Genomic DNA, 12,760 nt, shown 5'->3' with positions numbered 1-12,760 from the left:
CAGGGGAAAATGAAATGACAAATTCATCAAACAGTAGTGATAGAATCGATCGAATAGAAGCATCACTAGAACATTTGACAGGTCGCGTCGATACTTTAGTGACGCTGATGGGTGATTTGCGTGAAAGTCAATTGCAAAGTCAACAAGAACATTTACAATTGTTGCGAATTGTGGCGCAACAGCAAAATCAAATTGTGGAGATAAATAAAGATATTAAAGGATTACAAACAGAGAATCACCGGATTTTGGAATATTTATTCGGTCAGCAAGAAAAAGGATCTTAATGAGCTATGAATAAGAAAATTGTAAACCAGTATATGCCAGACTATGTTTCGCCACCAGGCGAGACACTTTTAGAAACTATTGAAGAACTTGGAATATCTGCTGGTGATTTAGCTCAAAAAATCGGGATCGGGAAACAGGAGATAGATGAAATTATTGCTGGAGAATCACCTATTACGAATATAGTGGTGTTGAAACTAGAGGAAGTATTAGGGATATCAGCAACTTTTTGGATAAATCGCGAGCGAAACTACTGGGATGCTTTAACTAGGCGCTCATAAACCAAAAGTTTTAATTTTTACAATAGTGAATTTTCTGCCAAATCTATGAATCAACAACCGAAAAAAACCAAACAAATTGTCAAGTCTGGTCAGTTAGAAAAAACTACCGATACAGCTAACTCTGTTGTTCCAGAAAAAAGCCATACTGCCACTGTACAAGCAAAGGATATTGTTAAGGAGATTATCAACACTATCAATAGTGAGAAATTAAAATCTTTACAAGACTATCCAATCCGCGATCTGGTTAAGCAGGCTGAAGACTTTGGCCCTTACCTAAAAAATCAACGGTTGGAAACTAACCAAATTCGCAAGTTTTTGGATGCGGTCAATCAGCTAAAAGCAAGGCTATCCCAGGATGAAGATGAAACAATTAAACAGGCTAAAACTGAGGATGAAAAAGCTAAATTAAGATTCAGTAAAATTGAGGTAGATGTAGTTCTGTTAAAACCTAAACTTGCCTATGCAGCTGCTAGACAAAAAGCTGCAAAACCTTTAAGTGATGTCATGTCAGTAGCAATTGACAAAACACACAGCACAGAAGATTTTGAGCGTCTGGTTCAATTAATCGAATCAATTATTGCTTATCATAAAGCAGAAGGTGGAAAATAACTATGCCTGCATCATTAAATCAAAAACCATTGCTTGGTAAATTTCGTCTTACTAGCTATTTAACAACAGAAACAGGTTTACATATTGGGGGCGGTGGTGAAAATCTTGATATTGGTGGATTGGATAAACCTGTTATTCGCGATCCGTTGACTCAATACCCTTATTTGCCAGGATCTTCTATTAAGGGTAAACTGCGATCGATTCTGGAACGATTGCTAAATAAACCATTGAATCGTTCGGGTGGAAGCGGTACTTATCGCTATGAAAGCGATGATTTAGAGGATGGTTTTACAGAAATCGACGGTTTGGATATAAGGTATAATGGCGCTCGTACTTGTCAAATTAGTCGGGTATTTGGTTCTACTGGCGGATCGAATTTTTGGATGAAAACTGATGTAGCGGAGGTAGAGGGATTGGCTAAAAAAGATAGCCAAAAGAAAATGATAAATAATGAAGAACATATCCAGATCGAGCGAGGACGTAATGCACCTGCACGTTTGATTGTTCGAGATTGTCATCTAAGAAAAGAGTCGGCGGATCGACTTAAGAGAGTTGACACTGGTTTATATATGACTGAGTGGAAGTTTGAAAATGGGATCGATCGCATTACAGCAGCAGCCAATCCCAGACAGATAGAAAGAGTCCCCGCTGGAGCAGAATTTCAGTTTGAATTAATCTATACGGTTGAGAATGAAAGTCAAGCTGTGGAGGATTTGCAAAATATTGCGATCGCACTTGCCATTTTAGAAGATGATGCTCTGGGCGGACATGGTTCTCGCGGCTATGGCAAAATTAAATTTTCCCATTTAGAGTTATTTTATCGCGATTTGAAACAATACCGAGAAGTTACCAGCAAGACGCTAAAATCGGCAACCCTACAGTCAATAAAAAATGTTTCTGATATTGCTGAATTGCTGGATAGTTTCGGAAGTCTAAGCGACGAAATTCAGCAGAAGTTACTGCCAGGAAATGGAAGTGCAAAATGAGTGATTGGAAATTAGTAAAGCTTAACTTCGGTCGCAATTACGCTCATTTTGGAGAGGTGGGAATTGGGATGGAGGAAACTGGCGATCGAGTGAGATCGGACACTTTATTTAGTGCTTGGGTTAGCACTTATGCTCGCTTGTTTGAAAAAGATGCTGTTGAGGAATTGTTAGCGCAATTTCCTACCGAAAAAAATCCCAAGCATTTACCTTTGTTTCAATTGAGTTCTACCTTCATTTACCGAGAAGAAGGGGATCGCACTATTTACTATCTACCCCGTCCTCTGCAATTTCCGATCGACTATCCAAAGGATAATGATTTAGATTTTTTCAAAACTTACAAAAAACTTAATTATTTACCTTTGGAAGTATGGCAACGATGGTATCAAGGAGAGGGATTTACAAAGAGCGATCGCCAAGAGTTAATTGACCAAACAAACAAGAAGGAATCAGATGGCTTACTGCATAAAGCTGGCACATTTGATTACAGCAAAGCATATAAAATCGGTCAAGAGCCGAAAATAGCGGTCGATCGCATTACCAGAGCAACTAACCTTTATCATACTGGTTTTGTACAATTTCAGTGGAAACAAAATGGTAATGAAATTAAAAGCTTGTCTGGTTTGTACTTCCTAGTTTATTTTCCCGAAAAACAGGAACAATTAGCAGCAAATCTCTATGCAGCTTTGTACTTGTTGGGAGAAGAAGGATTAGGGGGAGAACGTTCTAGCGGTGCGGGTAGATTTGAGGTGGAATGGTTAGATTTACCTGCTAGTTGGAAAAATATTGTCAATCCTCCTCAAGCATTAACTCATTATTGCTCGATCGGACTGTTTTGGGATAACGATCCTGCCAATTTGAATCAGTTAATTACTGATAAGGAAGATACTGCTTATGAAATTATAGAACGCGGCGGGTGGATTTCTTCATCTCCTTCAGGGCATCAATTGCGGCGCAAAATGGTACGAATGTTTGCGGAAGGTTCGGTTTTTCCAAAACAGCCACTAGGAAAATTAGTTGATGTGACACCTGATGAATTTATTACGCGAGAAGGGGAATATAAATACCATCCCATTTACCGCTGTGGTATCGGTCTTAGTCTACCTATTAAAATATCAGATAGTTCCAAATCTAAACACTAAATTATTATGATTATTTCTCCTAATACCGCTATCCAAAAACCAACGGTTTCTCAATCTCGGAAAATTCAACTAACGAGTCCGATTTTACATATCGGATCGGAAGTTTCGCGGTTGAATCCTTTTGAATACGTGCAAACTGGATCGAGGGTTTATTTTCCCGATCGCGAAATTTTAGCGAAAGCATTGCAGCAGCGAGGTAGATTGCAAAATTACATCGCGGCGATCGAAAATCGCGATGATATTACCCAACTATTAGAAGATAGTTTTGGCGATAGTTGGTGGAATACGAAAACTGGGAATGGGGAAGCTATTTTTCCCAAAATTACTAGCAGTCGCAAATGGACAGAACAAAAAATTACTGAATTGCGTCCGATGATTCGCAATGGAATGGGGCAATTGTATATACCCGGATCGTCGATTAAAGGGGCAATTCGGACTGCGATCGCTTATTATTTACTCAAGCACAGGGATGAATATAAAGTTACTCCCAAAGTTAGCGAGATCGAAGAAAAATTGCGAGAGAAACTTAATCAAGGCGATGTTTCTCACAGTCAAAAAAAGAAATTTTTAGACGATGAGCTATTTATGGATAATTTATTTACTAATTTTTCTCTGACTTATCAGGATAAAAAAGTTCCGGCTAAGATTGGCCCAAATACCGATCTGATGCGGGCGATCGAAGTGACTGATTCGCAACCTTTGTTGGAAGATAAAACTGTCAATAAACGCGGTAAAGAAGTAACTCTTAACTTACCTGTGGTTGCTGAGGTAATTGTATCGAGTCGATTTGATAATTATACAGCTAAATATCGCGCTTCTATTTATACTGAAATGGTGCGAAACGTGCAAACTGAATTTACTCTCAGTTTGGATACGGAAATGCTGTCTTGGTTTCGTCATCGCCAAGATATGAAAATTCCTTTTCAAACTATTGACGATTTAATCAAAATATGCTCCGAATTTGCTCAAGAGCAATGGGATGCGGAATATGATTATTGGCAGAATATTAAAAATAACCAAAACGCGCAGGGTAAAAATTTAAATTTTAGCGATATTCGCAGTTTCTACGAATTAGAAAAATGTCCTTTTACTTTAAGACTTGGTTGGGGTACGGGAATGAATGGAACTACGATTGATTTGCTGTTAGAGGAAGAATTGAAAGCGCAAATTCGGGATGCGGCGGGAATTAAAGCACCTCAGTTTGAAGCACCTAAATCTAGGCGGAGTGTGATGTCAGCAAATGGTGAGATTAAATACGTACCGGGATGGGCAAAGTTTAAGTTATGTTGATTCGTTCTACTTGGAGTTTAAGTTTATCGGAAGCAGCGGTTTTACCTCGCAGTTTTGGGTTGGAATTGGTGAAGCTACTGCATGAAAAGTTAAATTTGGAAATGGGAGGGGAAAGGATTCCTACGATTTCTTGTTCGGGGATTATTGGTTCGCGTTCGTATGGGAAAGAGTTTTTTACTTTTTCAACGGATAATTTTTGCAGTTTATCTTTGTGCGGGTTGAATGCAACGGCGGCGAAGGCGATCGCATCTTTGGAATTATCGCCTACACTAGAATTTTTGGGGGCAAAATTTAATGTGGTTCATCGGGAAGATGAGGTGAGCAGCTATGAAGAATTATACAACAATTTAGTGGCGATCGAACCCGAAACAGTGAGGCAATTTAACTTAGAATTTATCACGCCCACAGCTTTCGCCCAAGGTCGAATTAACTTACCGCTTCCCCTACCAAATTTGATGTTTCGCAGTTGGTTGGAAAAGTGGAATTATTTTGCGCCTGTTTATTTGGGAAGCGATGAATTGATTGGTTATTTGAGTAATGCTATAATGATTAAACACCACCGAATTAATACGCGATCATTTCATTTGCCTAGAGGTTATATTCATGGATTTATGGGTGAGGTGAAATTGGTAACTTTCCCAAATACCGATCCTTTGTTAGCGAATGTAGCTAATTTGTTAGTTAGCTATGGGCGATGGGCGGGGACTGGGGTGAAAACGCGGTTGGGGATGGGACAGACAAATTTAATTAGCTAAAGGTAAATAACTATGCAACTTTTAACATTTTTAGGTGTATTTAACCTAGAGACAACTCAGTTTACATGGCAAGAAAAGCCTTTGCTGGAAAATCCATCGCCTTATGTAGTTGAGGCATTATTAAAGTTCAATGAAATCCAAAAAATTAGCGTTTTTTTAACTCCTGAAGCTGAACAGCATAAAAACTGGAAAGGCTTGCAAGAGTGTATCAGCAAACATAAGAAAATCTCCATTGAGCCTGTCCCTATTTCTTCAAAGCAAACTGAAGAAGAGTTGTGGAATCTTTTTGTGAAAGTAGTAGATGCTGTCCCACCCAACTCAGAAATTATTTTTGATATTACCCATGCTTTCCGTTCAATTCCATTTTTGGCTTTTCTAGTAACGGCATTTTTGCAAAAAGCCAGATCGGTAACAGTTAAAAGTGTTTATTACGGCGCATTCGATCGGAATCAGCCAGAAACACCAATTATTGACTTAACTCCAGCGATTAAGTTACTAGATTGGTTGACAGCAACAGAACAGTTTATTACTACTGGTTCTTCCATCAATTTAGGAAATTTGCTATCGAAAATTCAACAAGATTTTTCTAGTCAGGATCGGCAGAAAATTACACCGCCAAGGCTTCTAGAAAAATTAGGTACTTCGATTCAAGATATTTCGCGATCGCTGGAATTAATTCGCTCGATGGGAGTTTTGAAAGAAACAGCAAAATTACAGAAAATACCAGCGCAAGAATTAGCGAAAGAAGTAGGTTATTTTGCGAAACCTTTTGAGTTGCTATCCGAACAAATTCAGCAAAGTTACGGACAGTTTGCTTTGTCCGATCCTGAAAAATTAGAAAATAGTCAATCTTCATTGCAAAAACAGTTTTTACTTCTGCGTTGGTATGTAAAAAAGGAACAGGGAACGCAGGCAATTTTATTAGCGCGAGAATGGTTAGTTTCAGCGCGGTGTGTTGCAAAAGGAATGGACTATCTGAATAAAGGAAATCGCGAGCAAGTAGAGGACGAATTAAACCAGATGAAAGGGTCAAAACCTCATTTAACGCTAGCAACTGCTCGGACAAAAGATGATAAAATTACGCTTACTTGGTCAAACTTAATTAAATATCGCAATGATATTGCTCATGCAGAAATGCGGCGTAATTCTGCTGAAGCTACTCAATTGCAGCAATATGTAAAAAATAAGTTAATCCAAGAAATAGAAACGGTTTTTTCTGAATTCACAGTTTAGTTAGCAGTTTGTACAATCTATAATTTTAACCGGACTGCTGGTGCTAGTTTTACTCCGAAAAGCGGCAATAAAAACAGAAGTATCGATAATAACTTTAACCACCAGTTGTTATCCTCTCAACATCTATTTTATTCACCTGCTCTGAGTTAGAAATTTCTGTTGCTACCTTGCTACGAACTGCTTCAAACTCTGCCCAAATTTCCTGCGCTGGACGCGGCGGTGCAGTATCCGCTAGCGCAAATCCTTCTTTAATAATCTCGCGAGCTTTCAAAAGCGCTTCCGCAGTTGGAGGAGTCGGTTCAATTTCCTGTTCTTCGTAGTTTACGATTAGCAAATCATTGGGAGTGCATTTAAAAAACGAGCAGAGTTTGGCCAGAGTCACAAATTCGATCGAGCTTGCTTCGTTATTTTCTAATGCGCTTAATTGTTGGCGATCGATTTCCGTATATGCCGCAATTTCTTCATAACTGAGATTACCATATTTAGCCCTTAATTCAGCTAGCTGAGTTTTCACTTTCATAACTTATTCTCATCACCGTTTTTTTTACCTAATTTATTCTATCTAATGCCCGCTACCAATTATAATAACGCAAGTTGCCGATCGGTAGTGGCTAGTGGGTAATGGGTAATAGGCAAAAACTTTACCTACTACCCATTACCTACTACCAGGTTTAGCGAAATCCTGGGATTACTAGGTAAAATGAAAAACGAAACTCTGAGAATGCAGGCGGTACAAACGCCAATAATCCCGGTGGTGGCGGAACTAATTCGCAATCATCCGGGAACGATTTCTTTGGGACAAGGGGTGGTCGATTATGGCCCACCGCCGGCAGCGACGGAAAAAATTACCGAATTTTTTGCTAATCCCCAAAATCACAAGTACCAAGCGGTAGAGGGAATTCCCGCATTACAGGAAGCGATCGAAAATAAGCTGTTAACTGAAAATCGAATCGAAATCGACGATAATCGCTGCATTGTCGTCACGGCTGGCGGCAATATGGCGTTTATGAACGCGGTGCTGGCAATTACTTCGCCTGGGGATGAAATTATTCTGATTTCACCATATTATTTTAATCACGAAATGGCGATCGCAATGGCAAGCTGTCGCGCCGTACTCGTACCCACCGACGAAAATTATCAGCTAATTCCCGATGCAATAGAAAAAGCCATCACCGAAAAAACACGCGCCGTTGTCACCATTTCACCCAACAATCCCACAGGCGCAGTTTATCCGCAAGAAGCATTGCAAAAAGTCAACGAAATATGTCGCCAGCACAAAATCTATCACATTAGCGACGAAGCTTACGAATATTTTACCTACAACGGAGTGCAGCACTACTCCCCTGGCGCAAATAAAGAAAGTTCTGAATACACCATTTGCCTTTATTCCCTCTCCAAAGCTTATGGTTTTGCCAGTTGGCGCATCGGCTACATGGTCATTCCCGAACATCTACTGATGTCCGTCAAAAAAATTCAAGATACGATCCTTATTTGTCCGCCAGTAATCTCCCAGTATGCAGCTTTGGGAGCATTGCAAGCAGGTGTGGGATATTGTAAAGAAAAGTTAAGTGCGATCGCAACGGTGCGAGAGAAGTGCCTGAGCCAACTCAATCTTATTAAAGATTTATGTACTGTTCCCAAAGCCGATGGCGCTTTCTATTTTCTGCTCAAAGTCCGCACTCAGCTAGATGCAATGGAGTTAGTGGAATACCTAATCCGCGAACATAAAGTAGCAGTAATTCCAGGCACCACCTTTGGTATGGAACATGGGTGCTACCTGCGCGTTGCCTACGGAGCGCTCAAAGAAGAGACGGCGATAGAAGGGATTGGGCGACTCGTGCGGGGACTGGAAAAACAAGGGACTAGGGACTAGGGGCTAGAGGCTAGGGCTTAGGGAAGAGGGAAAAGGCAAAGGGAAAAGATTTATTCTCCCGCTCCCCCACTCCCCCGCTCCCCTGCTCCCCCGCTGCTATAAGTGACTCCGCTCACAGTGCTAAGTTAGTTGCAGTCACGACAAATTCAAATCTCAGCTCACGCGATTCCGTTTTAATTATCACTTTTGCTAAAGAGTTCAGTCACCACTTGGCACAGTATTTTCACTGAAGATGGAAATGTAGAGAGTTAAAGTTATTTAAATGATGATGCTAGTGAGCGAACCAGAATGTGCAGAAAAATCCAACTTTTCCGAGCGCGAGCCGAAGCAAATTCCCGCACAATATAAAGGCTGGCGATTAACTACCAAAACGATGAACGGAAAGTTATGGTTGCGTTGGCAACATCCAGATGAAAGCTTTGCTCGCTACGGCTGTACCATCGACCCAAAAGATATTAGCTCAACAATTGCTCATGTCAGATTCAGTATTGACTTGGCGATCCAACTTGAAGAAGAAGCTGCAAAACAAGCGCGACGATATCAGGGGTAATAACTTCCGCCCAAGTTGTTCGACTTAGGCGGCAAGAACAGGTTTTTACGATTTTTGCAAAACGCAGAACAGTGCTAATGGAAATGGCACTAAAGTACCGTGATAGACAGTTTCTTGAATATCGCAAATATTAAATTTTTTGTTGAATATCTGCTTAATTTCTTCTGGTGTAAATCGATAAGGCCCAGCGTCGCGTGGTTCTTTGTGGCTAAAGCATTTCAGGAACAGATAGCCATTGGGTTCGATCGACTTATCTACAGCGCGAAGGTAATCTTGTCTGAGATCGGCAGTAAATACATGGAAACAGCCGCGATCGAATACAAAATCGAATTGTTCGTCAAGCTTGCTATTGAGAATATCATCCTGTTTCCAGATAATATTTAAACCTTTTTCCTTGGCTTTTTCTTCCGCTTTCTGCACAGCAGTAGGAGAAAGGTCAGTCCCCGTCACTTTAAAGCCGCGTTGAGCCAATGCGATCGCCTGCGTTCCTGGCCCAGTACCGAGATCCAATACCGTTCCTGCTTGTAAGTTCAGCTTGGTTAACGCTTGTTCGAGATCCGGATCGAGATCGGCATTAAACCAAGGCATTGTTTCCACTGGCTTTTCTTGATACAACTGTTCCCAATTTGGAAGTTCCCTTACCATATCGTTTAAACTCCTACTTTTTTAAACACGATTATATGTTGCTGCGGCAAAATTCTTTTCGTTTCTACCCATTGCAGACCCACGACTGACATTTCTTTGCGAACTTGGTTCTGCGTCATTTTATGGAGGCGTTTTATCGCTACAAATGGGTTTTCACCTCGATATTCTACGAGAATTACCCGCCCATTTGGTTTGATAGCTCTTACTACTTTTTCCATAACTTCTTTAGGATAGCTAAACTCGTGATAAGCATCCACCATTAGCGCTATGTCAATACTTTCCTCCGTCAGGTTGGGGTCGGTAACGCTGGCCAAAACCGGCTCGACATTGGTAATACCTTTCTCCTTATTCAAAAAGTTAATAATGTCAAGCATCTCTGGTTGGATATCCACCGCCAAAACTTTACCTTCCGGCACCAAAGGGCTAATCCGAAAGCTGAAATAACCAGTCCCGGCTCCGATATCTGCTACGATATCAGTTGATTTCAAGTCGAGAGCTTGGACGACTAAAGAAGGTCGCTCTTCTATTTCGCGGCTCGATCGCTCCAGCCACCCCGCGCCCTGGTGCCCCATCACTTGAGCTATTTCTCTGCCCATATAAAATTTACCGATACCGTCTGGGCTGTGGGCAGCTTTTTCTTGATAAACGCTGTTGGAATCGGCGACAGTTTTGGTTTCTACGGTTTGACAGCCAGTTAAAATCAACCCCCAGAAGAGGATAATGATAATTGCGGTGGCTCGCTGAAGAAATGTCGGATAATTTTTTGTAGCCATCTTTGCTTTGAAATCGCGGATTAAAATAAATGTTATACGCCGAGCGGTCAGAAAGTGAAGTTATTGCTAGTATGTAACCTATTACTAATGACTGATGACACCTAATAAATTTTATGAGCGACTTAGATAAATATTACACAATTCTCGGACTGGAACCAGGAGCAACACCTGAAGAAGTTAATCAGGCTTACAAAGATTTGGCATTTATTTGGCACCCAGACCGCATTCCTAAAGATAATACCCGACTTCAAGAAAAAGCACAACAAAAGCTCAAAGAAATCAATGAAGCTCGCGATCGTCTGCGATCGTTACCGCCAGAGCGTTCAACTCCACCCAAACAAAAGCCGACAACATCTTATTATCACCATCAAACCCAAAAACACAATTCCGCTCATCACCATCAAACCCAAAAGCAAAGTTCCGATTATCACCATCAAACCCAAAAGCAAAGTTTTGATTATCGCCATCAAACCCAAAAGCAAAGTTCGGATTATCGCGACCGATCTCAAAACCAAAAATCCGACTTGAGCGGCAAAGATTTGAGTAGAGCCAACTTAAGCGAAAAAGATTTATCTGGAAGAAACTTAAGTTACGCCAATTTAACTGATGCAAATCTCAAAGATGCTTTCCTGCACAGAGTTAATTTGATGGGAGCTAACTTACACAAAGCCAATTTGTTTAGAGCTAACCTGTTGCAGGCAAATCTCCGGGAAGCGAATTTGCGGGAAGCGAATTTAATTGGAGCCGACCTGAGTGGAGCGGACTTGAGGGGCGCGGACTTGAGGGGCGCGAACATTGGGTCAGGCGATCGCATTTTAGTAAAACTGGTGGGAGCTAACCTCGCCGGGACAATCATGCCTGATGGCACAATTCATGACTGATTGATGTTAACATTTCGTAATAATAGCATAAAATAAACATAAAAGACATTTTCATGAGTGCTATGTACCTGACGTGGTTTGACAGCAATTCCTGGTTAATTGAAATCGGTGGGAAACGAATTCTCCTCGACCCTTGGCTAGTTGGTGCGTTGGTTTTCGGTAAGATCGACTGGCTGTTCAAAGGTATGAAACAGACGCAAAGGCCAATACCAGAGAATATTGACCTAATTTTGCTATCTCAGGGTTTGGAAGATCACGCACACCCAGAGACGCTCAAGCAGCTCGATCGCACAATTCCCGTTGTCGGTTCTCCCAATGCGGCTAAAGTAGCGCGGGAGTTGGGTTACACCCAGGTAACAGCACTTCCTCACGGGGAAACATTTGCGATCGACAAAAGCATCGAAATCAAAGCAACTCCCGGCTCTCCCATTGGCCCCACTTTGATAGAAAACGGTTATCTTCTCAAAGAGTTAGAAACTGGTTTTACTCTCTACTACGAACCGCACGGTTATCATCCCCCATCGCTCAAAGAAGCAGCACCTGTTGATGTGGTAATTACCCCTATAATTGACTTGGCGCTGCCCTTAGTTGGGCCGATAATTAAAGGCACTAAAAGTGCTTTGTCGGTGGCGAAGTTATTGCAACCGCAAGTGATGTTGCCTACAGCTGCTGGCGGCGATGTTGTGTTTGAGGGATTGCTGATGTTTTTGCTTAAAGCTGTAGGAAGTGCAGATGAATTTCGCTCGAAGTTGGCAGAAAACAATCTTTCGACAAGGGTAATCGAAGCCAAACCGGGCGAGCGATTTGAGTTGCCATTAAAGCAGCGAGCGTTAGTGTAGAGACGATTTTATACAGGAATAAAAAATGCGTTGTGCGATTTCCAGCCGTGCGGGTCAAGTTTTAGCGAGAGGCAATTTAGCAATTCAAAAAGATGAGGATGGCGAACTAAAGTTAGTTTTCCGAACTGATGCAGGAACGTTAATCCAAGGCGGAACTATCCCTCCTGATGGAGATTTAACTTCAGCCAGTCAAGTTCTATTTCGCCAGTTGTTTGAAACTTGGGGAATGAGCGATGTGACAATTACGGCGAAATCGAAGATGTGAAGCCAAAGCAATTCTATATTGCCGAAAGTAAAAAGCCCGGTGGGACTACCGGGCGTTAGAGTATATCAGGAGGAACGCGGACAAACTTTTTGGATATTGATAGCGCCAGTTGATAGCGCGGTGTTTAATTATAATTTTTCAGTAGTTTTACGATTGTATGCGTAACTGTGAGTGCGATAAATTAGTTTTATAATCTCTCGCTTTCATCACCGTTACATTTTTATAATCGGTTATTATGCTGAGCTTCAGTGTGATAAAAGTACTAAAAAATGTTGATAATAATCATTGAATTGTGTGATGAAAGAGTAAGTTTATTGTGACTCGATCGCTTTTCAGCTTGTGATAGGTATTGGTTGGAT

At 41.1% G+C, this 12,760-nt stretch carries 16 protein-coding genes; 13 read left to right on the top strand and 3 right to left on the bottom strand.

The window, feature by feature from the left end:
* Positions 1 to 14: 14 nt before the first annotated feature.
* The 8 genes from ACE1CD_RS30790 to csx2 are packed head-to-tail and all read left to right on the top strand — an operon-like array spanning position 15 to position 6,575.
* On the top strand, positions 15 to 284 hold the full coding sequence (locus ACE1CD_RS30790; RefSeq protein ID WP_374800625.1) for a hypothetical protein: 270 nt from the start codon (positions 15 to 17) through the stop codon (positions 282 to 284).
* 6 nt (positions 285 to 290) lie between these two features.
* Positions 291 to 563 carry a HigA family addiction module antitoxin gene (locus ACE1CD_RS30785; RefSeq protein WP_374800623.1) on the top strand — a complete coding sequence of 91 codons (273 nt, stop codon included), beginning with the start codon at positions 291 to 293 and terminating at the stop codon, positions 561 to 563.
* Positions 564 to 608: 45 nt separating this feature from the next.
* Positions 609 to 1,172: a type III-A CRISPR-associated protein Csm2 gene (gene csm2, locus ACE1CD_RS30780; RefSeq protein ID WP_374800621.1), complete on the top strand. Its 564-nt coding sequence runs from the start codon at positions 609 to 611 to the stop codon at positions 1,170 to 1,172.
* 2 nt (positions 1,173 to 1,174) lie between these two features.
* Positions 1,175 to 2,158 carry a type III-A CRISPR-associated RAMP protein Csm3 gene (gene csm3 / locus ACE1CD_RS30775; protein WP_374800619.1) on the top strand — a complete coding sequence of 328 codons (984 nt, stop codon included), beginning with the start codon at positions 1,175 to 1,177 and terminating at the stop codon, positions 2,156 to 2,158.
* Positions 2,155 to 3,297 (top strand): type III-A CRISPR-associated RAMP protein Csm4, encoded by a 1,143-nt coding sequence (gene csm4, locus ACE1CD_RS30770; protein ID WP_374827226.1) that lies wholly within the window; start codon positions 2,155 to 2,157, stop codon positions 3,295 to 3,297. The genes csm3 and csm4 overlap by 4 nt, the downstream gene beginning before the upstream one ends.
* Before the next feature lie 6 nt (positions 3,298 to 3,303).
* Positions 3,304 to 4,587 (top strand): type III-A CRISPR-associated RAMP protein Csm5, encoded by a 1,284-nt coding sequence (csm5, locus tag ACE1CD_RS30765; protein WP_374827225.1) that lies wholly within the window; start codon positions 3,304 to 3,306, stop codon positions 4,585 to 4,587.
* Entirely contained in the window at positions 4,581 to 5,342 is a 762-nt protein-coding gene (gene cas6 / locus ACE1CD_RS30760) for a CRISPR system precrRNA processing endoribonuclease RAMP protein Cas6 (protein ID WP_374800613.1), read from the top strand. Before csm5 ends, cas6 begins: the two co-directional genes overlap by 7 nt.
* Before the next feature lie 12 nt (positions 5,343 to 5,354).
* On the top strand, positions 5,355 to 6,575 hold the full coding sequence (gene csx2 / locus ACE1CD_RS30755) for a TIGR02221 family CRISPR-associated protein (protein WP_374827224.1): 1,221 nt from the start codon (positions 5,355 to 5,357) through the stop codon (positions 6,573 to 6,575).
* Positions 6,576 to 6,669: 94 nt separating this feature from the next.
* Here the strand turns inward: csx2 and ACE1CD_RS30750 are convergent, their stop codons facing one another.
* Positions 6,670 to 7,095 (bottom strand): helix-turn-helix domain-containing protein, encoded by a 426-nt coding sequence (locus tag ACE1CD_RS30750; RefSeq protein ID WP_374827223.1) that lies wholly within the window; start codon positions 7,093 to 7,095, stop codon positions 6,670 to 6,672.
* Between the two features lie 180 nt (positions 7,096 to 7,275).
* Here ACE1CD_RS30750 and ACE1CD_RS30745 point away from each other — a divergent pair, with 180 nt between their 5' ends.
* Entirely contained in the window at positions 7,276 to 8,448 is a 1,173-nt protein-coding gene (locus ACE1CD_RS30745) for a pyridoxal phosphate-dependent aminotransferase (RefSeq protein ID WP_374827222.1), read from the top strand.
* Between the two features lie 262 nt (positions 8,449 to 8,710).
* Entirely contained in the window at positions 8,711 to 8,998 is a 288-nt protein-coding gene (locus ACE1CD_RS30740; RefSeq protein WP_374827221.1) for a hypothetical protein, read from the top strand.
* A 45-nt stretch (positions 8,999 to 9,043) separates the two neighbouring features.
* Here ACE1CD_RS30740 and ACE1CD_RS30735 read toward each other — a convergent pair whose 3' ends face one another.
* Together ACE1CD_RS30735 and ACE1CD_RS30730 are read right to left on the bottom strand one after the other, a co-directional pair.
* On the bottom strand, positions 9,044 to 9,643 hold the full coding sequence (locus ACE1CD_RS30735) for a class I SAM-dependent methyltransferase (RefSeq protein WP_374827220.1): 600 nt from the start codon (positions 9,641 to 9,643) through the stop codon (positions 9,044 to 9,046).
* A gap of 5 nt (positions 9,644 to 9,648) precedes the next feature.
* A complete protein-coding gene (locus ACE1CD_RS30730; protein ID WP_374827219.1) occupies positions 9,649 to 10,416 on the bottom strand; it encodes a class I SAM-dependent methyltransferase in 768 nt (255 codons plus the stop codon).
* Between the two features lie 113 nt (positions 10,417 to 10,529).
* Here ACE1CD_RS30730 and ACE1CD_RS30725 point away from each other — a divergent pair, with 113 nt between their 5' ends.
* The 3 genes from ACE1CD_RS30725 (at position 10,530) to ACE1CD_RS30715 (ending at position 12,401) form a co-directional block, all read left to right on the top strand.
* Positions 10,530 to 11,297 carry a pentapeptide repeat-containing protein gene (locus ACE1CD_RS30725; protein ID WP_374800599.1) on the top strand — a complete coding sequence of 256 codons (768 nt, stop codon included), beginning with the start codon at positions 10,530 to 10,532 and terminating at the stop codon, positions 11,295 to 11,297.
* Between the two features lie 62 nt (positions 11,298 to 11,359).
* Entirely contained in the window at positions 11,360 to 12,136 is a 777-nt protein-coding gene (locus ACE1CD_RS30720) for an MBL fold metallo-hydrolase (RefSeq protein ID WP_374800714.1), read from the top strand.
* A 25-nt stretch (positions 12,137 to 12,161) separates the two neighbouring features.
* Positions 12,162 to 12,401 (top strand): hypothetical protein, encoded by a 240-nt coding sequence (locus ACE1CD_RS30715; RefSeq protein ID WP_374800597.1) that lies wholly within the window; start codon positions 12,162 to 12,164, stop codon positions 12,399 to 12,401.
* Positions 12,402 to 12,760: the final 359 nt, after the last annotated feature.

Origin of the sequence: Aerosakkonema sp. BLCC-F183, from assembly GCF_041929145.1 — a bacterium.
In the GTDB taxonomy this organism is placed as follows: domain Bacteria; phylum Cyanobacteriota; class Cyanobacteriia; order Cyanobacteriales; family Aerosakkonemataceae; genus Aerosakkonema.
The sequence above is the reverse complement of the archived record's forward strand: the minus strand, read 5'-3'. Positions and strand labels throughout refer to the sequence as shown.

Excerpts from the sequence above, each read along its gene's own strand:
- csm3 (WP_374800619.1), top strand. The coding sequence starts at position 1,175 with ATGCCTGCATCATTAAATCAAAAACCATTGCTTGGTAAATTTCGTCTT.
- ACE1CD_RS30785 (WP_374800623.1), top strand. The coding sequence starts at position 291 with ATGAATAAGAAAATTGTAAACCAGTATATGCCAGACTATGTTTCGCCA.
- ACE1CD_RS30725 (WP_374800599.1), top strand. The coding sequence starts at position 10,530 with ATGAGCGACTTAGATAAATATTACACAATTCTCGGACTGGAACCAGGA.
- csm2 (WP_374800621.1), top strand. The coding sequence starts at position 609 with ATGAATCAACAACCGAAAAAAACCAAACAAATTGTCAAGTCTGGTCAG.
- ACE1CD_RS30730 (WP_374827219.1), bottom strand. The coding sequence starts at position 10,416 with ATGGCTACAAAAAATTATCCGACATTTCTTCAGCGAGCCACCGCAATT.
- csx2 (WP_374827224.1), top strand. The coding sequence starts at position 5,355 with ATGCAACTTTTAACATTTTTAGGTGTATTTAACCTAGAGACAACTCAG.
- ACE1CD_RS30750 (WP_374827223.1), bottom strand. The coding sequence starts at position 7,095 with ATGAAAGTGAAAACTCAGCTAGCTGAATTAAGGGCTAAATATGGTAAT.
- ACE1CD_RS30715 (WP_374800597.1), top strand. The coding sequence starts at position 12,162 with ATGCGTTGTGCGATTTCCAGCCGTGCGGGTCAAGTTTTAGCGAGAGGC.
- ACE1CD_RS30740 (WP_374827221.1), top strand. The coding sequence starts at position 8,711 with ATGATGATGCTAGTGAGCGAACCAGAATGTGCAGAAAAATCCAACTTT.
- cas6 (WP_374800613.1), top strand. The coding sequence starts at position 4,581 with ATGTTGATTCGTTCTACTTGGAGTTTAAGTTTATCGGAAGCAGCGGTT.
- csm5 (WP_374827225.1), top strand. The coding sequence starts at position 3,304 with ATGATTATTTCTCCTAATACCGCTATCCAAAAACCAACGGTTTCTCAA.
- ACE1CD_RS30735 (WP_374827220.1), bottom strand. The coding sequence starts at position 9,643 with ATGGTAAGGGAACTTCCAAATTGGGAACAGTTGTATCAAGAAAAGCCA.
- csm4 (WP_374827226.1), top strand. The coding sequence starts at position 2,155 with ATGAGTGATTGGAAATTAGTAAAGCTTAACTTCGGTCGCAATTACGCT.
- ACE1CD_RS30790 (WP_374800625.1), top strand. The coding sequence starts at position 15 with ATGACAAATTCATCAAACAGTAGTGATAGAATCGATCGAATAGAAGCA.
- ACE1CD_RS30720 (WP_374800714.1), top strand. The coding sequence starts at position 11,360 with ATGTACCTGACGTGGTTTGACAGCAATTCCTGGTTAATTGAAATCGGT.
- ACE1CD_RS30745 (WP_374827222.1), top strand. The coding sequence starts at position 7,276 with ATGAAAAACGAAACTCTGAGAATGCAGGCGGTACAAACGCCAATAATC.